Genomic DNA, 18130 nt, shown 5'->3' with positions numbered 1-18130 from the left:
TGAGGGGGAACTAACATGCAAGTAGGATTAATTGGATTAGGAAAAATGGGATTGAATCTTGGTAAAAACTTAATGGACCATAAACATCAAGTTGTGGCATATGATTTAAATCCTCAAGCAGTAGATGAAATGAAAGCGAATGGTGCTGAAGGTACGACAAAGATTAAAGAATTGGTTCAATCATTAGATAAACCAAGAGTTTTGTGGATTATGGTACCCCATCCGGTGGTGGATTCTGTTATAAGTGAAATTACACCTTACTTAGAAAAGGGAGATATTGTAATCGAAGCCGGAAACTCTCATTATAAAGAATCTATTCGCCGTTATAACCAATTAAAAGAAATTGGCGTAAGCTTTATGGATGCAGGTACATCTGGTGGTATGGAAGGTGCTCGTAATGGAGCGAACTACATGATAGGTGGAGATCCGGAAGCTTGGGAGGTTGTCGAACCTATTTTCCATGATACAGCTGTTAAAAATGGCTATATTTATGGAGGAAAACCAGGAAGTGGCCACTTCTTGAAAATGGTGCACAACGGCATTGAATATGGAATGATGGCTGCCATTGGTGAAGGATTTGAGGTTCTAGAGAAAAGTGAATTTGATTATGACTATGAACACGTTGCAAGGGTGTGGAATAATGGGTCAGTTATTCGTTCATGGTTAATGGAGCTTACTGAAAATGCTTTTGCGAAAGATGCAAAACTGGATGAAATCAAAGGAATTATGCATTCATCAGGTGAAGCAAAATGGACGCTTGAAACAGCTTTAGACTTAGAAACGGCAACACCTGTCATTGCGATGTCCTTATTAATGCGTTACAGATCACTCGATACAGATACATTTAATGGTAAAGTAGTTGCAGCTCTACGCAATGAGTTTGGCGGACATGCTGTAGAAAAGAAATAATAACGGATTAATATAAAATGACAGATTAATATAAAATGGAGGAGTTTAATTATGAAATTCTTTATTGATACTGCAAATTTAGAGGATATTAAAAAAGCATATAAAATAGGCGTTTTATCTGGTGTTACAACGAATCCATCGTTAGTTGCGAAAGAAGGCGTGAAATTCGAGGACCGTATTGAAGAAATTCTTCAAGCAGTACCCGAAGTAGAATCTGTATCAGCGGAAGTAACTCCCGATGCGGTAACTGCGGAAGAAATGATCGCCCAAGCAGAGGAACTTATTAAAATTAATGGTGGAGATAAAAACATCACAATCAAAGTTCCGATGACAGTGGCAGGCCTAGAGGCAACTCGTTACCTTGCTAAAAAAGGTGTAAAAACAAACGTTACACTTATCTTTACAGTTAACCAAGCGTTATTAGCTGCTCGTGCAGGTGCAACTTATGTATCACCATTCTTAGGACGCTTAGATGATATCTCTGAAGATGGTGTTCAATTGGTAGCTAAGATAGCTGAATTGTTCCGTATTCATAACTTAGATGCACAAATCATTGCAGCATCTGTTCGTCATCCAGACCATGTAACCCGTGTTGCAATGGCAGGAGCACATATTGCAACTGTCCCGTATTCCGTTATTGACCAGCTTACAAAACATCCATTAACGGACCAAGGAATTGAAAAATTTGCAGCTGATTGGGAAAAAGCAGTTAAAAACTAACATTTCTTAAGATGCAGTCAGTAATTACTGACTGCATCAAACTAAATTTGGGGGTAATTACATGACTATTTCATTCGATTATACAAATGCACTACCATTTTTAAATCAAAGCGAAATTGATAACTTAACAGAACAAGTAAAAGTAGCTCATCAAATGCTACATGACCACAAGGGTCCAGGATCTGATTTTCATGGCTGGGTTGATTTACCAAGCAATTATGATAAAGATGAGTTCTCAAGAATTAAAAAAGCTGCTGAAAGAATTCGCAATAATTCTAAAGCACTTGTCGTAATTGGAATTGGTGGATCCTATCTTGGGGCAAGGGCTGCAATTGAAGCTCTTTCCCATACATTTCATAACCAAATGGATGGAAATACGGAAATATATTTTGCTGGACAAAATATCAGCTCTAAGTATATCACCCAATTACTGGAATTATTAGATGGAAAAGATTTCTCTATTAATGTTATATCAAAATCTGGTACAACAACTGAGCCAGCAGTTGCCTTCCGTATTTTCCGTGAGTATATGGAGAAGAAATACACCAAAGAGGAAATGAAAGAACGTATCTTTATTACAACAGACAAAGAAAAAGGTGCATTAAAACAATTAGCAGATGAAGAAGGATATGAAACCTTTGTTATCCCGGATGACGTTGGTGGGAGATTTTCTGTATTAACAGCGGTTGGTCTATTGCCAATAGCAACAGCTGGGCTTGACATTGACCAAATGATGGAAGGAGCTTCCGCAGCTGCTAAAAAATACAATAATTCTGATCTTGCAACAAATGAGAGCTATCAATACGCGGCGGTCCGAAATGCTCTTTATCGCAAAGGGAAGTCCATAGAGCTATTGGTAAATTACGAGCCGTCCCTTCACTATGTATCAGAATGGTGGAAGCAATTATTTGGTGAAAGTGAAGGAAAGGATCAAAAAGGACTATTCCCTGCTTCAGTTGATTTTTCAACAGACCTGCATTCAATGGGTCAATATGTTCAAGAAGGCCGTCGGGACTTGATAGAAACGGTTATTCAAGTAAAAGAGCCAATTGCTGACCTAACCATCAAAGAAGATTCTGGAAACATTGACGGTTTAAATTTCTTAGCAGGAAAAACCATGGATGAAGTAAATAAAAAGGCATTTCAAGGTACAGTTCTTGCACATGTAGATGGTGGAGTACCTAATTTAGTTGTCGAATTAGATGATCTAAATGAATATACATTCGGTGAATTCGTTTATTTCTTTGAAAAAGCAGTTGGAATAAGTGGACTATTAATGGGAGTTAACCCATTTGATCAACCAGGTGTTGAGGCATATAAGAAAAATATGTTTGCTTTACTTGGTAAACCAGGGTTTGAGAAGGAGAAGGAAGCTTTACTTCAACGCCTATCTAACTAAAAAACTTAAAAAGATATTCTTATTGGAGCTAGAATTTTAAGCTCCAATAAGAGTATAGGATATATTTTTTATTAATTATCTCGGAGTAGAGATAGTTTAATTAAACTATTTTTAATTGGCAGATGAAAGATTAATTATTTTTATTAATGAAAGGGTTTTCTAATAAATCAAGCACCAAGGAAGGGTGAATAAAAATGAGTCAAGCTATTGGTATAAAGGAGATTCATATAGAATCCATTCATGAAAAAGAAACAGTGAGACCGTTTGGCCTACGGGATAAAATTGGTTATATGTTTGGCGATTTGGGTAATGACTTTTTCTTTATTTTAGTAAGTTCTTTCTTAATGGTTTACTATACAGATGTTTTTGGGATTAGTGCAGCTTTTGTTGGGATACTCTTTTTGGTTGCTAGGCTTTGGGATGCGGTTGCAGACGTTACATGGGGTCGCTTCATTGATTCTAGAAAACCTAGCAAACATGGTAAATTTAAGCCGTGGATTTTTAGAATGTCATTTCCACTCGTTATATCAGGTGTATTGATGTTCGTTCATATTCCGGGAATGTCAACTGGGTTTTATGAAGCTTATGCTTTTGTTACCTACATTTTATGGGGAACTTTGTATAGTACAGTTAATATTCCATATGGATCAATGGCTTCTGTTATCACCAACGATCCTGGTGAGCGTACGGCTTTATCTACATTTAGAACCATGGGTGCAATGATAGCAAGTTTAATTATTAATGCAGTTGGACCATTAATTGTATTTGTCGACAATAAGGCAGATGCTGACGGATTTTTCATGGCAGCCGTTATTTTTGGGATACTTTCATTTGCTAGTTACATGGCAAGTTATAAATTATCAACTGAGCGTGTGTCGGTACCAGTAAATACTGGGATCAAACCTAATTTAGGCCGTACAATAAAAGCTTTATTAAAAAACAGACCCTTAATAACAATCCTTGGGGCATCGTTAATTTTTATGATGAGTACGATGCTTATCGGAGCAGCTAATATTTATTTGTTTAAAGATTACTTTAGCAATACAGCAGCATTAAGTATAGTAGGAATTATTCAAACAGTTACTGTATTTATTGCTATCCCATTAGTAAAACCACTAGTTGCTAGATTTGGCAAAAAGGAAATAACAGCTGTGGGAATGTTACTTGCTGCTTTTGTATATATTCTTCTATTCTTTATACCGAACGTATCGACTTCCCAATTTATTGCACTTGCAGCTATAGGTATGTTTGGGTATGCATTCTTTAATACTGTGATATGGGCTTTCGTTACAGATGTCATTGATTATCATGAATTTCTAACTGGAATGCGAGAAGACGGAACGGTATATTCTTTCTATTCCTTTGCCCGTAAAGTTGGTCAAGCACTTGCTGGTGGTATCGGAGGATTTGCAATTACAGCTGTTGGATATGATGCCACGCTTAAGGTGCAGTCACAGAATGCACTTGATGGGATTTATGCGCTAGCTACTCTTGTACCTGGAGTTATCTATTTATTAATCTTTTTAATATTAGTATTTCTATATCCGTTAAATAGGCAAAGAACGAACCAACTTTCAATAGAATTAGCTGAAAAAAGGAAAAAACGAAAGTAATTTAGACTTTTTTTTAGAATCGTATATCTTAGGTTATTAAAGAGTAAAGCCATCTCCATGAGGATGGTTTTACTCTTTAAATGAATATAGTTTTGAGAAGGATAATTACTTAGTTTTTACTTGTTAACATAAAACGAGTTGCTGAGAGTATGGATGGTAGGAATTGCGCTATATGCCTTTCATCTTGAAGAAATATTTTCTACCTCGGATTGCTGAAAGGTGGCTTCTTGCTATTTTTATTCAGCCATTTTTGGGAAAGTAATAGATTAGCAGTTGCTTGGTGCGAATTAGTAGTAATCTACAACTGTTATTAAGATGAATAATTAAAGTTGAATTCCGTGCAATGTAAATTCATCCGGTACAGATTGTTCTGAAAGTAGAAGCAAGTTTTTTGACAAGATAGAAATAACTATAATATAATTATCTCGTATTAGAGATATTTGAATCTAACATAATTTGATATAGAATATTTTTGAGGTGAAAACTGACTTGGAGGTGGTAAAAGAGAAACTCACTTTTATATTCTCGAATAAGATCTACAAAGAAGGCTTTTTAAAATCAAGCATGGAAACACAAAATATTAGAGAAAAATAAAAAGACGCTTTTTTTTATAATATATACTGAATTCATTATAATTTAATTAAATAATATTTAATTTGAGATTCTTTAATATAACCGATATAAAAGGAAATTTATCGTAAGGAGTAGTAAGTAATGATCGAAATCATCGTTACAGTCGAATATAAAGGAAAGAACTATCAAACAAATGTTATTGCTAATAAAGGGATAACATGTGAAAAAGTTAAGTTTTTGGCTAAAGAGCAGGTCTTAAAACAATGGGGCAAAAAAATAAGCTAATCATAAATGTGCAAAGGGAGAGATTTAAAATGGATAGAAATTTATCGGTGGAACTTGTTAGTGTGACGGAGGCTGCTGCATTAGCGGCTGGCAAATGGATGGGAAGAGGTAATAAAGAGGAAGCTGATGATGCAGCAACACAAGCGATGAGGAAGATGTTTAATTCAATTAATATGAATGGAACTGTTGTGATTGGAGAAGGAGAAATGGATGAGGCACCTATGTTATATATAGGTGAACATTTAGGAACTGGAGATGGAGTTGAAGTTGATATAGCTGTGGATCCGATAGAGGGAACAGATATGGTTGCTGCAGGAACGGAGAATGGACTTGCTATGATAGCTGTTGCAGATAAAGGTAATCTGTTACATGCACCAGATATGTATATGGAAAAAATAGCGGTAGGACCTGAATCGGTTGGAAAAGTTGATATTAACGCACCTGTCATTGACAATTTAAAGACTGTTGCAAAAGCAAAAAATAAAAATATAAGTGATTTAGTAGTAGCCATATTAGATCGAGAAAGACATGAAAATATGATTCAAGAAATTCATGATGCTGGAGCAAGAACAAAACTTATACAAGCCGTGGATGTTGTAGCAGCTATAAATACTGCGTTTGAAAATTCTGGTGTGGATATTTTGCTTGGTTCTGGTGGGGCACCCGAAGGTGTATTGGCAGCTGCTGCGCTGAAGAGCCTGGGAGGAGAGTTTCAAGGAAAACTGCTCCCACAAACAAGAGAAGAAAAAATTCGTTTAAACAAAATGGGCATTACTGATTTTAATAAAGTACTATATATGGATGACATCGTAAAAGGTGATGATGCTTATTTCGTTGCAACAGGAGTGACAAATGGTGAACTGCTAAAAGGAGTTCATTATAAAGGGAGTACCGGTATGACACATTCAGTTGTCATGCGAACAAAAACAGGCACTATTCGTTTTATCGAGGGAAAACATAGCTTGAAGAATAGCTAAAGGAGAAAGAAAAATGAATATTATGGATGCAAAAGTAATAAATACGAAATATGGGTTGGAATTGTACTTTGACAACATACAAGCTGTGGACATAAAAGAAATTCATTCCCCAACCATTCAAAATCCCTCTTAAATACTAATTGGGGTAGAGTTTCTAAAAATGAAAGAGAAAAAATATTTTAATGAGATGAAAAATTATTTTTGGATTAGTATGAGTACGGATTTTTAAACGATTAAAATTAAAGAAACAGATAAGGAAAATTTATTTGCTTTAAAGAATGATAAAGAAAGAGAAGCCACTAAGGAGCTTCTTGGAGAATGGCTTATAAAGACACAATCATTTAAAAATGCGATTACTGAACTGATTAATCAACAAGATCTATCTGAAACAGAGCATTTTCTTAATTATCTCTTGGATATAAATTCAAATGACATTAAAAATGCTTATATAGAACAGCATAGTTGATAATTATTACGGTAAAGAGGGTTGGTTTATTGCCAATCCTCTTCTGTGATAGTTGACATGTTATGTGTTGTAGTTATTAAAGGAAATGAAAGTATGATTGAGCAATTAAAAAAAATAGGTCTTTTTGCCAAAAGTAATACCATTGAATCATACTGTATTAAAAACTTCTTTTAGTACAGTATTTTTATTGAACAAAAACTATTGACAAGTGATAGAGTCTAATTTAATATTATATTGAATTAAGATATATTTAATTTAATATAATTTCCGAGTGCTTATTTTTTTAAAACAAAACCTCTAATTCGTAATATATTAATTAATAATATATCTTTAACAATAATTTAAAAAGGTGGTTACAGGTAGTATTTGCTTAGATAAATGACAATGCAATTCAATAATACATTCAAATTATAGAAATAATATATAAAATTAGGAGGAATCATACATGTTAAAAATAGGAATAGTCTTAGGTAGTGTACGTCAAGGGCGTAATGGAGAAGCAGTAACAAACTGGACATATGATTTTGCTATAAAGCGTAATGATGATGTAGAATACGAAATTGTAGACTTAGCTGATTACAAATTACCGTTTCTTGGTGCAGCTCTTCCAGAGAATGAGCAAGCAGAAGCAGAAGCAGCTATAAAAGCTTGGTCAGACAAGATGGCTTCATTGGACGGATACATTTTTGTGACGCCAGAATATAACCATGCAGTGGGTGGCGCATTAAAAAACGCGCTTGATTTTTTAAATCCAGAATTAAATAATAAAGCAGCTGGTTTTGTAGGTTATGGTAGTTTGGGGGGCACTCGTGCACACGAAAATCTACGCCTAATCTTAGCAGAACTTCAAGTGGCAACAGTACGTACAGCAGTGACATTTTCATTAATAACTGACTTTGAAAATATGAGTGTATTCAAGCCTGCTGAATACCACACAGGAAATGCCAACGGAATGTTTGATCAAGTTATAGCTTGGAGCCAAGCATTAAGAACAGTAAGAGGTTAATTAAGAATCAAGATTTAGACTTCCAAGAATTACACAGCAAGCCTTTTATAGAAAAATCAGTATCGCTTTTTATAAAGAAATTGAGGTGATTTGATGGTAACTCTTTTCGTTACACCAAGTTGTACATCCTGCAGAAAGGCGAAAGCTTGGCTTCAAGAGAACGAAATTCCTTATATAGAAAGAAATATATTTTCAGAGCAAATGTCAGTAGGTGAGATAAAAGAAATATTACGCTTAACTAAAGATGGTACGGAAGAAATTATTTCTAGGCGTTCAAGAATATTTCAAGAAATGGATCTTGATATGGATCAATTGTCAATGAAAGATCTATATTCTTTGATCCAAGAAAATCCTGGAATTTTAAAAAGACCAATTATGTTTGATGAAAAACGCTTGCAAGTGGGCTATAACGATGAAGAGATTCGTAGCTTTCTGCCTCGATCCGTAAGGACTTATCATCTATCTGATGCACAATAGTTGATTAATTAAGTATATTTTTGTTATAAAGCAATCAAAAGAATTCTGATAAATTTTAGGTATTGATATTGTTAATCCAAAATTCTTAATTAAGTTGAATCAAATATATTGAATTAATTATATATAAAATAGTAATATATTAATTAGAAATAAAAGTGGAGGTATCATTGAAAATGTCATATAAAAATGAAATAGGATCCTTTTTACTGCGAATTATCCTTGGAGTTGTATTTTTAGCAAATGGAATAACTAAATTTACAGGAGGAATAGAAAATACAGTAGGATGGTTTGAAAGTATAGGGATTCCAGGATTTCTTGCTTATATAGTAGGTGTAATTGAGGTCGTAGGAGGTATTGCTATAATTCTTGGTATAGCAACTCGATTGGTTTCGTTACTATTTGGATTAATTATGATTGGTGCAATATTTACTGTTAAACTTTCAGCCGGATTCTTGAATGGATATGTTTATGATCTTGTACTGTTAGTCATTGCAATTCACATGATTCTGAACGGCAGTAAGTTATATTCACTTGGTAATCTGATTTTTAAGGAAAGAGAAACGCAAAAGATAAGTTGGTAATATATAATATCACTTGGAATTAACAAGTGTTTAGGGAAAAAGTATTAAAAGCTGAGTAGTTAGCTCCAAAATCAGTTGTTGAAGGAAATGATTTTTGGAAAACAACCTTAGAAGCAAATAAAGTTAATTTTATTAGAATTTCTATTCTTTTGCTTGTAAAGTTGGTCAAGCACTTGCTGGTGGTATCGTAGGGTTTGCAATTATAGCCGTTTGATATAATGCAACGCTTGAAGTACAGTCACAGAATGCACTTGATGGGATTTATACACTAGCTACTCTCTACCTGGAGTTAACTATTTATTGATCTTTTTAATACTAGTATTTTTATATCCGTTGAATAAGCAAGGAACGAACCAACTCTCAATATAATTAGCTGAAAAAAGGAAAAAAAGAAAATGAATATTTTAGAGTATTAAAGAATAAAGCCATCCCATGAGGATGGTTTTATTCTTTATCACTTTACCAGCTCCTTTGTTCACAGATAAGAGAGTATAAACTTAATTTACCTTTAAGCGCAACTAAACTGTTGCCTAAAGGCTTGGCGACTACAAAGTTTTCTAACTAATATTGATTGATATCAAAATGTTTGTTGATCTTTTGGCAAGTTTTGAGAAGAGCAGTCACGAGTTTTTGCTCATTGCCATAAAATCGGGTTGCTGGGAGTGGGATGGAAACAACACTGATATTCTTCATGGAATCATAAACAACTGCGCCTACCGCGCAAATTCCTTTAATGTGCTCCTCTCTCGTAAAAGCAACACCTTCTTTACGAACTATTTCTAACTCTTTTAAAAGTTCCTCACGATTTGTAATCGTTTTATCTGTGTACTTTGTTAATGAATCGGGTAGAAGATTTTTAACTTCGGTGATAGGTAATGAGCCAAGAATAGCTTTCCCATTTGCCGTGCAATGTAATGGAAAGGCTGCTCCGGGTTGTGATGTCGCTTGTAATGGATGGGCAGCGATAATTTGGTCCACAAAAAGAACTTTTCCATTATCTAAAACGGAGAGATCAACCGTTTCATTTACTTCATTTGATAGTTGGATTAAAAATGGTCTAATCTCCTCTCTAATATCACTATGAACTGCAGCAGCAAGCAACGAAATCTCAGGACCAAGACGGATTCCGCCGGATGCATTGGATTGTGTGACAAAATTTTCTTGTTCAAGTGTTTGAACAATTCTTTGCACCGTTGATCGTGCCAATCCCACTTCTTTTGCAATCTGTGACAGGCTCAATCCCTTTGGATGATCTCTAAGAGTCCTCAGTATGTTAGCTGCTCGAGAAATAACTTGAACGTTAGCTGTCTTATTTTGATTTTGTTTATCGTTATTCAAAAGTTTGTACTCCTTCCACCTACTATACCAATACGGTATTTCTAAAATGATAGTATAAGATTTGTATTTGCGATAAATATTAAATTTCAAAGTCTTCCTCAACCATTTAATCAGTATGTTTGCCCTTATTTTCTATCATAACTGACTTAATCTATGAAGAAAACTTGATTGACAAAAGTATTATCATTCATTACACTATGATTAACCACTATACGAAACAATTGTACCACATTGTGGTTAGAAATGCTTTATTACCTCCATACGACTCATCTAAATTTATAGTTTTCGAGATTTTTTAAAATAGGATTAATTCTAGAACATGTGTCTCCATTGCATTTTTTATTGTGTTTAAAAAGGAGGAACGAAATGAGCATAGTAAAAGTTGGCATTATTGGTATAGGAAACATGGGCAGTTCACACGTTCAATTATTAGATAGAGGGCAAATCGAAGGAGCAAAATTAACGGCAATTTGTAGCCGTAATGAAGGCCGGATCCAATGGGTCAAAAATAATACCCAAGGAGATGTGCAAGTTTACCAAGATAAAGAAACCTTTTTTAATGAATCAGGAATTGATGCGGTTATCATTGCGACTCCTCATTACAGTCATCCAGAACTAGCAAAAGAGGCTTTTAGAAAAGGGATACATGTCCTTATCGAGAAACCAGCAGGGGTTTATACGAAAAATGTATTGGAAATGAATGATGCAGCTCAAGCTAGTGGGAGAGTTTTTGGCATCATGTATAATCAAAGAGCCAATCCTCTTTACCAAAAATTAAGGGACCTCATTCATTCAGGAGAACTGGGTGAATTGAAACGGACCAATTGGATTGTGACGGATATTTACCGTTCACAAAGTTATTATGATTCAAGCAAGTGGAGAGCTACATGGAAAGGTGAGGGTGGCGGTGTTATATTAAATCAGGCACTTCACCATTTAGATATTTGGCAGTGGGCGACAGGGCTTATGCCAAAACGGGTTAATGCGGTGAGTAGTTTTGGGAAGTATCATGATATTGAAGTTGAAGATGAAGTAACAGCATATGTGGAATATGAAAATAAGGCGACAGGTGTATTTATTACGTCAACTGGAGAAGCACCAGGTACAAATCGTTTTGAAGTAGTTGGAGATCTTGGGAAAATCGTTGTAGAAAATGAGGAACTTACTTTTTACCGATTAAAACAATCAGAACGTGAATTTAATAGGCTGTACAAAGATGGTTTTGGTAAGCCTGAATACCAAAAAATAGATATCCCTGTAAAAAGTGAAAATGCGAATCATGCTAATATTATTCAAAACTGGATTGATTCGATTATGACAGGCTCACCTTTACTCGCACCTGGGGGAGAGGGAGTAAAAGCGTTAGAAATTTCAAATGCAATTTACTTATCATCTTGGTTAAATCAAACAGTAGAATTGCCAGTAGATCCAGATTATTATTATGAAAAATTACAAGAAAAGATTAGCACTTCAACATTTGAGAAAAAGCATGTAACGAACAATACATTAGACGTCAAAGGGACGCATTAATACTTTAGTAGTTAGGAAAGTATAAACCCCTTCCAGGGGAGAAAATATCGTACGTTTAAAGTGAAAATGATAGCTCGAAGATACTAAATGAATGGTGGGGTTGAATATGATTAAAGGGATTAATCACAAGGGATTTCATGTAGTAGATATGGAACGCTCATTAGATTTTTATTGCAATAAGCTTGGTTTTAAGAAAGCGTTTGAATTGAATCAACCAAGCGGTGAACCGTGGATTGTTTATGTGAAAGTGGCTGACGGGTGTTTCATTGAATTATTTTACGGAGGCACAGAGGGTGTTAAAAACAGAGCGGAACATATCTGTTTCGAGGTAGATGATATCCAAGAAACAGCAGAACAATTAAAGAAGAGAGGAGTACCTTTAGAAGTGGATATTTCTCAAGGATTGGCTTTGAACTACCAATTTTGGGTAAAAGATCCCGATGGAAATTGGATTGAGTTTATGGAGATGAATCCTGATTCCCCACATATGAGAAGTTAGATAGGAATGAAAATAATAAGCTGATCTAGATTCTGTAATAGGATAATACAAAAGGAGAAGGAGCTTATAAAATGATTAAAGTTGTATGTAAGGTCAAACTAAAACCAGGTGTAAAGATTGAAGAATATTTAATAATGGCTAGAGAAGTTATTTCAGAAACCAGGAAAGAAAAAGGATGTATAACCTACACTCTTAATGAAGATAGCCATGACCCGACCATCCTTACTATGCTCGAAGAATGGGTGGACGAAGAGGCTTTAAATGAACATAATAAAAGTGAACATGTAATAAAAATCGTTCCAGAGCTTAAAAAACTTCGAGAAAGTACAGAAATCAACATTTATAGAGAAGTAGAATAATTTTTATGATCTTGTTTCTAACTTCGATCATAAGGACGATGTTAGTTCCTTAGTTTTAAAGGAGCAGCTTCACTCGGAATGATGTTCAGTAATGAAAAATATTTCTAATTCGAGATATTTCACTTGCATTTTATTAACTTGAGGTGTAAAGTGATGGTAACGAAAGGAAATGAGTTCATTGAAAAAAAATACAATTGGTTCATTAATCTGGTTGCGTATTGCTCGTTTTACACATCAAAGTAATTTATTATCTAATGAATTTTTAAAGCAGTATGGTATCACAGCTGCAAAGTTTGATGTACTAAATCAGGTTTCTGCACATCAGCCTATCATGCAAAGTGAACTTGCTGCTAAAGTCACCGTGTCTGAAGGTGGTATTTCACGTATGCTCAGTCGGCTTGAACAAGAGGGGTATATACAGCGAAAACAAGACTGGAAAACCAAATGGATTACCCTTACTCCAAAAGGGGAAGAAAAAATACAAGAAGTATTTGAACATCAACTTACCTTCCAAACGTCCATTCTTAATGAGTGCTTAAATGAGGATGAGCAAAAAACATTATACAAACTAATGGCGAAGCTACAAAAACATACTGAATATAAATTGGAAGATTAAGTACCCTATTGGTAAATGTTAAGTTATTTTTTTAATTGTCACTTGACTAGTAAAATGAAAAAGGAGGAACGAATTATGTACAACATTCCAGGACACCATCACATTTCTATGATTACAAAGAGCGCAAATGAAAATAATCACTTTTACAAACAAGTGCTTGGTTTACGTCGTGTGAAAATAACGGTCAACCAAGACGACCCATCTATGTATCACTTGTTTTATGGGGATAGAACAGGCAGCCCAGGTACAGAACTAACATTCTTTGAAATTCCGCAAGTAGGAAACACGCATCCTGGGACAAATGCAATTACAAGAATCGGATTACTCGTCCCTTCAGAGGATAGTCTGCAGTACTGGAAAGCACGGTTTGAGGAGTTTGGTGTGGCTCATGGGGATATCACATCTTATGCTAATCGCCCTGCCATGAAATTTGAGGATCCCGATGGTCTTCGATTGGTACTGCTCGTTTCAAACGGAGAAAAAGTAAAGCACTGGGAAACATGGGATAAATCTGACGTTCCTGCAGAACATCAGATTCAAGGAATGGGCTCTGTAGAAATGACGGTACGTCGACTGGATAAAATGGCGAGCACCCTAACAGATATGTTTGGTTATACAGAAGTGAGTCGAAGCGAAAGAGAAGCGATTTTTCAGTCGATCAATGGTGAGGTCTTTGGAGAAATCGTAGTCAAATATATGGATGGTCCTTCTGAAAAACCAGGCCGGGGCAGTATTCATCATTTAGCCATTCGTGTGAAAAATGAGGAAGAGCTCAAATATTGGGATGAGAAAGTGAAGCAAAGAGGATTCCATTCTTCAGGCATTGTGGATCGTTTCTACTTTAAGAGTTTGTATTTTCGTGAATCAAACGGAATTCTTTTTGAAATTGCGACAGATGGACCTGGATTTACCGTTGATGGAGAAGTGGAACATTTAGGAGAAAAGCTTGATTTACCGCCATTTTTGGAAGAACGTCGGGCGGAAATTGAAGCAAAATTATCCCCTATTGAAGAGAAGTAATAGGGAAAAGTCAGCTAATAAATAAAATAAAATTTTGGAGGAATATAATATGAACCATTTAAAAGGAATGCATCATGTAACAGCAATTACAAGCAGCGCAGAAAAGAACTATGAATTTTTCACCTATGTTTTAGGAATGCGTTTAGTGAAGAAGACAGTTAACCAGGACGATATTCAAACCTATCACCTGTTTTTCGCAGATGATAAGGGGAGCGCAGGAACCGATATGACGTTCTTTGATTTCCCAGGAATTCCAAAGGGGGAGCATGGGACAAATGAAATTTATAAAACATCTTTCCGAGTGCCAACAGACGCAGCATTAGATTACTGGGTAAAACGCTTTGACCGTTTAGAAGTAAAGCATACTGGAATTAAAGAAACATTTGGTGTGAAGACCTTATCTTTTGTGGATTTCGATGATCAACAATATCAATTAATTTCTGATGAAAATAATAAAGGAGTTGCTTCAGGTACACCATGGCAAAAAGGGCCAATTCCATTAGAATATGCGATTACTGGATTGGGACCAATTCACGTGCGTATCGAGCAGTTTGATTATTTTAAAGAAGTATTAGAAAAAGTACTTCTGTTTAAAGAAATTGCACAGGAGGAATCATTGCACTTATTCGAAGTAGGTGAGGGTGGAAATGGTGCACAAATCTACGTAGAGAAGAATGTAGTCTTACCGTCTGCACGCCAAGGATACGGAACCGTACATCACGCAGCTTTCCGTGTGGAAGATCGTGCTGTTTTAGAAGAGTGGATTGAACGAATGAGCAGTTTCGGATTCCCTACATCCGGCTATGTAGATCGTCACTTTTTCGAGTCGTTATACGCAAGAGTGGCACCACAAATTTTATTTGAGTTTGCGACAGATGGTCCTGGGTTTATGGGAGATGAACCTTATGAAACGCTTGGGGAAAAATTATCTTTACCTCCATTCTTAGAGCCTAAACGTGCAGAAATAGAAAAAATGGTTCGTCCAATTGATACAGTGAGAAGCACGAAGGAATTTATTAAAGAATAGAAGTTCTTATTTAGCAATTAATAGTTGTTTCGAAAGGAAATTTAAGATTAAGAGAGCATTAAAAAACGCCCTTGATTTCTTAAATCCAGAATTAAATAATAAGGCAGCTGGTTTTGTAGGTTATGGTAATTTGGGCGGCACTCGTTCCTATGAAAATCTACGCCTAATTTTAAGCCTGCTAATTATCATAAAAAAACAATGCTGATGGTATGTTTGATCAAGTCATCGCTAGGAGTAAAGCATGAAAAACAGTAAAAGGATAAAAATTTGGTGAGATTCTAGACTTCCATGTGTGATGCATGGAAGCCTTTTTTATATAATGGTAACCCTTTTTGTAACACCCAGTTGAAATCCTGAACAAATTATTTAAGTTTGTTAATTAAGCCCTCTGACATAATGGATAAGCAGTCAAGCATAACTTGAATTGATAAAGTATTTAGGGGGGGGAGGCAGGTGTTGCTATGGTTATAAGATACAAGAATAATTGGATTAATACGAAACCACTTTCTGAGTTAACAAACACAGAATACGATGTGGTTATTGTTGGAAGTGGCCCTGGAGGAGGCGCTGTTTTACAGAGACTTTGTCAGTTATGGAAATACCAAGGGGCAAAAAAGATTGCTATTCTTGAAAAAGGGGGTAAATTATTTCATTCCCATGCACAAAATATACCTACACAAAATGTCAATACTTCACGTGATGTACTTCTCCCCAATAATTCCACACCCCTTGGCGAACGCTTACCTCAATTTTCTGGAGCCACGATGGTCTATGCTCTTGGTGGCAGGTCGTTATTTTGGAATGCGGCAACACCCAGACCGATTGAAGATGAACTGAGAAAATGGCCGATTAATCGCAGAGAACTAGATGTCTACTATCGAATGGCTGAGGAGTTATTACATGTCACAACAGATTGGGCGAAAGGTTCATCGATGCAGGAGCGGATGTTACAGAGGCTTCATGCTGCAGGAATTTTAGAAGCTCAAAATATGCCACTTGCTCTTGATTTGTCTCCCTCGAGACAGGGAGAAGTCCATTCCAATGCCTGGTATAGTTCGATTAATTCATTGGCAATGGGCCAATTAGACCGTCCATATGATCTGGCTGTGGATGCTTTTGTTCATAAGGTTAATACTTCTTCAAATGGAAAAAGAGCAGCTGGTGTCGAGGTTATCGATACAAAGACAAAATCAAATTATACCATTCGGGCAAAAAATGTTGTCGTATCAGCAAGTACTCTAGAAACTCCACGGATCCTATTGAATTCTGGTATTCAGGAACCAGCGATTGGACGTTATTTAACAGGACATGTTTCAATGATTGCAATTGGAACAATTGGTCGAGAACAGTTTTCTGACCGACTTGGAAATTTATCGGTTTTAAAATTTGAAACAGAAGAAGATCCTTATCATATTCAGATTCTCGGTCCAGACCAATATTGGTCTTACCAACAATTTGAAGATAAAGTGTTGAGAGACCAGTTGGTAATTGCATACGCTGCCTTTGGTAGAGTAGAATCCAGACCTGAAAATCGTGTATATCTTGATTCTAGGAAGGATGAGTATGGAGTACCATTACAACAAGTTCAATACTCTTTAAGTGAAAGAGACCGTCAAACAGCCCAACAAGTAGAACAAGGCATAAGAGATTCTGCCAGAGCGATGGGCGTCACTTTAGATGAGTCTACTTTAGTCCTCCGGCCGCCAGGAGCAGATATGCACGAGTCGTGCACATGCAGAATGGGTTCAAATCCTAATACTTCAGCGACAAATCGCAATGGTCAAATACATGGAGTTCAAGGTCTATATGTTGCAGATAATAGCGCACTTCCAAGTTTAACTGCAGCAGGACCAGTACTTTCTAACACTGCTTTAGCAATTCGAGTAGCAGATAATATTGTTCGTCATTCAAGATAAGTAATAGGAGTTAAATGTTTAAAAATAAGGACTAATAATGGTGTTCGAACAAACACCAATGAAAACTGATTGGAATAATAATTATAGGATTTTGGAGAATGTGTGTGTAATCATCAATTAAACGTTTGTTTTAACTAAACATAAATCCCAAATTCAGACTGAACCCAACAGTGATTCAGCCTTTTCTTTTGTCCAATATTTCTTCACTTTTATCAACAATGGCTTTTATAAACTTAATTTCATAGGAGACTCGGGTTTTTTGGGTATCACTTATTTCCATTCCCTTTAAGAGTCAAAGCGAGAGCAAAGTCTTGGAAGATAAGAAAGGAGAGAGATGGGGAAAATGAAAAATCTACTAAGTTAAAGATGGAAAAAGAACCATTTTTCTTAGAAGGAAAACGGTTCTTTTCAAAAGTATTATACTATCGATCCATGTTTTCAAAATCCTCAATGGTCTTCTTGAATCTGGTTTGCGTTTCAATAATTGATTCTTGTAACATATCGGTGATATCATGTACCTTTTTTACTTCTTGTGTAATATTTTCTATATTGCTATCTACTTGACCAATTGAATCCGAGACATTACCAGCTAATCTGCGTACTTCATCAGCCACCACCTTAAAACCTCTACCATGTTCTCCTGCACGAGCGGCTTCAATGGCTGCATTTAATGCAAGTACATTTGTTTGAGCAGATATATTACGAATTAAATTAGATACTTCGCTTATTAAATTAGTATGTTCTTTTAATGAATGGAGCGTTTCTATTTTTTCTTTAGAATTTGCAACGACTAAATCTACTAATTCTACTGGCATATTT

18 protein-coding genes and 1 pseudogene are annotated in these 18130 nt (G+C 35.7%); 17 read left to right on the top strand and 2 right to left on the bottom strand.

Features of this window, described 5'->3' with window-relative positions; translation table 11 throughout:
• Positions 1 to 15: 15 nt before the first annotated feature.
• The 9 genes from gnd to D8M04_RS17595 all read left to right on the top strand — a co-directional run bounded on the left by gnd (position 16) and on the right by D8M04_RS17595 (position 9006).
• Positions 16 to 909: a phosphogluconate dehydrogenase (NAD(+)-dependent, decarboxylating) gene (gnd, locus tag D8M04_RS17635; protein ID WP_121524735.1), complete on the top strand. Its 894-nt coding sequence runs from the start codon at positions 16 to 18 to the stop codon at positions 907 to 909.
• A gap of 51 nt (positions 910 to 960) precedes the next feature.
• Complete coding sequence (fsa, locus tag D8M04_RS17630; protein ID WP_121524734.1) at positions 961 to 1629, top strand: fructose-6-phosphate aldolase; 669 nt, start codon at positions 961 to 963, stop codon at positions 1627 to 1629.
• Between the two features lie 61 nt (positions 1630 to 1690).
• Complete coding sequence (locus tag D8M04_RS17625) at positions 1691 to 3028, top strand: glucose-6-phosphate isomerase (protein ID WP_121524733.1); 1338 nt, start codon at positions 1691 to 1693, stop codon at positions 3026 to 3028.
• A 194-nt stretch (positions 3029 to 3222) separates the two neighbouring features.
• Entirely contained in the window at positions 3223 to 4641 is a 1419-nt protein-coding gene (locus D8M04_RS17620; RefSeq protein WP_121524732.1) for an MFS transporter, read from the top strand.
• A 714-nt stretch (positions 4642 to 5355) separates the two neighbouring features.
• A complete protein-coding gene (locus D8M04_RS17615) occupies positions 5356 to 5499 on the top strand; it encodes a BA3454 family stress response protein (protein WP_121524731.1) in 144 nt (47 codons plus the stop codon).
• A 29-nt stretch (positions 5500 to 5528) separates the two neighbouring features.
• Complete coding sequence (glpX, locus tag D8M04_RS17610; protein ID WP_121524730.1) at positions 5529 to 6476, top strand: class II fructose-bisphosphatase; 948 nt, start codon at positions 5529 to 5531, stop codon at positions 6474 to 6476.
• A 911-nt stretch (positions 6477 to 7387) separates the two neighbouring features.
• Positions 7388 to 7948, top strand: a complete 561-nt coding sequence (locus tag D8M04_RS17605) for an NADPH-dependent FMN reductase (protein WP_121524729.1) — start codon at positions 7388 to 7390, stop codon at positions 7946 to 7948.
• A gap of 93 nt (positions 7949 to 8041) precedes the next feature.
• Positions 8042 to 8425 (top strand): transcriptional regulator SpxA, encoded by a 384-nt coding sequence (gene spxA, locus D8M04_RS17600; RefSeq protein ID WP_121524728.1) that lies wholly within the window; start codon positions 8042 to 8044, stop codon positions 8423 to 8425.
• A 173-nt stretch (positions 8426 to 8598) separates the two neighbouring features.
• Entirely contained in the window at positions 8599 to 9006 is a 408-nt protein-coding gene (locus tag D8M04_RS17595; protein ID WP_121524727.1) for a DoxX family protein, read from the top strand.
• Between the two features lie 561 nt (positions 9007 to 9567).
• On the opposite strand, the gene D8M04_RS17590 is transcribed toward D8M04_RS17595, so the two are convergent.
• On the bottom strand, positions 9568 to 10344 hold the full coding sequence (locus D8M04_RS17590) for an IclR family transcriptional regulator (protein ID WP_147436828.1): 777 nt from the start codon (positions 10342 to 10344) through the stop codon (positions 9568 to 9570).
• Between the two features lie 366 nt (positions 10345 to 10710).
• On the opposite strand from D8M04_RS17590, the gene D8M04_RS17585 reads away from it, so the two are divergent.
• From D8M04_RS17585 to D8M04_RS17550, 8 genes and pseudogenes are all read left to right on the top strand, one after another.
• Positions 10711 to 11874 (top strand): Gfo/Idh/MocA family protein, encoded by a 1164-nt coding sequence (locus tag D8M04_RS17585; RefSeq protein ID WP_121524725.1) that lies wholly within the window; start codon positions 10711 to 10713, stop codon positions 11872 to 11874.
• A gap of 106 nt (positions 11875 to 11980) precedes the next feature.
• On the top strand, positions 11981 to 12373 hold the full coding sequence (locus D8M04_RS17580; RefSeq protein ID WP_121524724.1) for a VOC family protein: 393 nt from the start codon (positions 11981 to 11983) through the stop codon (positions 12371 to 12373).
• A 71-nt stretch (positions 12374 to 12444) separates the two neighbouring features.
• Positions 12445 to 12732 (top strand): putative quinol monooxygenase, encoded by a 288-nt coding sequence (locus D8M04_RS17575; RefSeq protein WP_121524723.1) that lies wholly within the window; start codon positions 12445 to 12447, stop codon positions 12730 to 12732.
• Positions 12733 to 12910: 178 nt separating this feature from the next.
• Positions 12911 to 13348, top strand: coding sequence for a MarR family winged helix-turn-helix transcriptional regulator (locus D8M04_RS17570; RefSeq protein WP_121524722.1), 438 nt, complete (start codon positions 12911 to 12913; stop codon positions 13346 to 13348).
• Between the two features lie 75 nt (positions 13349 to 13423).
• Entirely contained in the window at positions 13424 to 14368 is a 945-nt protein-coding gene (locus tag D8M04_RS17565; RefSeq protein WP_121524721.1) for a ring-cleaving dioxygenase, read from the top strand.
• 49 nt (positions 14369 to 14417) lie between these two features.
• Complete coding sequence (locus D8M04_RS17560; protein ID WP_121524720.1) at positions 14418 to 15395, top strand: ring-cleaving dioxygenase; 978 nt, start codon at positions 14418 to 14420, stop codon at positions 15393 to 15395.
• A gap of 55 nt (positions 15396 to 15450) precedes the next feature.
• Positions 15451 to 15576, top strand: a pseudogene (locus tag D8M04_RS20510) (NADPH-dependent FMN reductase); the annotation flags it as partial.
• Between the two features lie 280 nt (positions 15577 to 15856).
• The gene (locus D8M04_RS17550) at positions 15857 to 17311 is read left to right on the top strand and encodes a GMC oxidoreductase (protein WP_121524719.1); all 1455 of its coding nucleotides are present in this window, start codon (positions 15857 to 15859) and stop codon (positions 17309 to 17311) included.
• Positions 17312 to 17733: 422 nt separating this feature from the next.
• On the opposite strand, the gene D8M04_RS20745 is transcribed toward D8M04_RS17550, so the two are convergent.
• Positions 17734 to 18126, bottom strand: coding sequence for a methyl-accepting chemotaxis protein (locus tag D8M04_RS20745; protein ID WP_425464038.1), 393 nt, complete (start codon positions 18124 to 18126; stop codon positions 17734 to 17736).
• Positions 18127 to 18130 lie beyond the last annotated feature (4 nt).

This window comes from Oceanobacillus piezotolerans, assembly GCF_003665065.1.
GTDB classification, from domain to species: domain Bacteria; phylum Bacillota; class Bacilli; order Bacillales; family Amphibacillaceae; genus Oceanobacillus; species Oceanobacillus piezotolerans.
The sequence above is the reverse complement of the archived record's forward strand: the minus strand, read 5'-3'. Positions and strand labels throughout refer to the sequence as shown.

What these genes read in the sequence shown, in the direction of transcription:
- D8M04_RS17620 (WP_121524732.1), top strand. Translation starts at nt 3,223, where the DNA reads ATGAGTCAAGCTATTGGTATAAAGGAGATTCATATAGAATCCATTCAT.
- D8M04_RS17625 (WP_121524733.1), top strand. Translation starts at nt 1,691, where the DNA reads ATGACTATTTCATTCGATTATACAAATGCACTACCATTTTTAAATCAA.
- glpX (WP_121524730.1), top strand. Translation starts at nt 5,529, where the DNA reads ATGGATAGAAATTTATCGGTGGAACTTGTTAGTGTGACGGAGGCTGCT.
- D8M04_RS17565 (WP_121524721.1), top strand. Translation starts at nt 13,424, where the DNA reads ATGTACAACATTCCAGGACACCATCACATTTCTATGATTACAAAGAGC.
- D8M04_RS17560 (WP_121524720.1), top strand. Translation starts at nt 14,418, where the DNA reads ATGAACCATTTAAAAGGAATGCATCATGTAACAGCAATTACAAGCAGC.
- D8M04_RS17575 (WP_121524723.1), top strand. Translation starts at nt 12,445, where the DNA reads ATGATTAAAGTTGTATGTAAGGTCAAACTAAAACCAGGTGTAAAGATT.
- D8M04_RS17615 (WP_121524731.1), top strand. Translation starts at nt 5,356, where the DNA reads ATGATCGAAATCATCGTTACAGTCGAATATAAAGGAAAGAACTATCAA.
- D8M04_RS17605 (WP_121524729.1), top strand. Translation starts at nt 7,388, where the DNA reads ATGTTAAAAATAGGAATAGTCTTAGGTAGTGTACGTCAAGGGCGTAAT.
- fsa (WP_121524734.1), top strand. Translation starts at nt 961, where the DNA reads ATGAAATTCTTTATTGATACTGCAAATTTAGAGGATATTAAAAAAGCA.
- D8M04_RS17580 (WP_121524724.1), top strand. Translation starts at nt 11,981, where the DNA reads ATGATTAAAGGGATTAATCACAAGGGATTTCATGTAGTAGATATGGAA.
- D8M04_RS17585 (WP_121524725.1), top strand. Translation starts at nt 10,711, where the DNA reads ATGAGCATAGTAAAAGTTGGCATTATTGGTATAGGAAACATGGGCAGT.
- spxA (WP_121524728.1), top strand. Translation starts at nt 8,042, where the DNA reads ATGGTAACTCTTTTCGTTACACCAAGTTGTACATCCTGCAGAAAGGCG.
- D8M04_RS17550 (WP_121524719.1), top strand. Translation starts at nt 15,857, where the DNA reads ATGGTTATAAGATACAAGAATAATTGGATTAATACGAAACCACTTTCT.
- gnd (WP_121524735.1), top strand. Translation starts at nt 16, where the DNA reads ATGCAAGTAGGATTAATTGGATTAGGAAAAATGGGATTGAATCTTGGT.
- D8M04_RS17595 (WP_121524727.1), top strand. Translation starts at nt 8,599, where the DNA reads ATGTCATATAAAAATGAAATAGGATCCTTTTTACTGCGAATTATCCTT.
- D8M04_RS20745 (WP_425464038.1), bottom strand. Translation starts at nt 18,126, where the DNA reads ATGCCAGTAGAATTAGTAGATTTAGTCGTTGCAAATTCTAAAGAAAAA.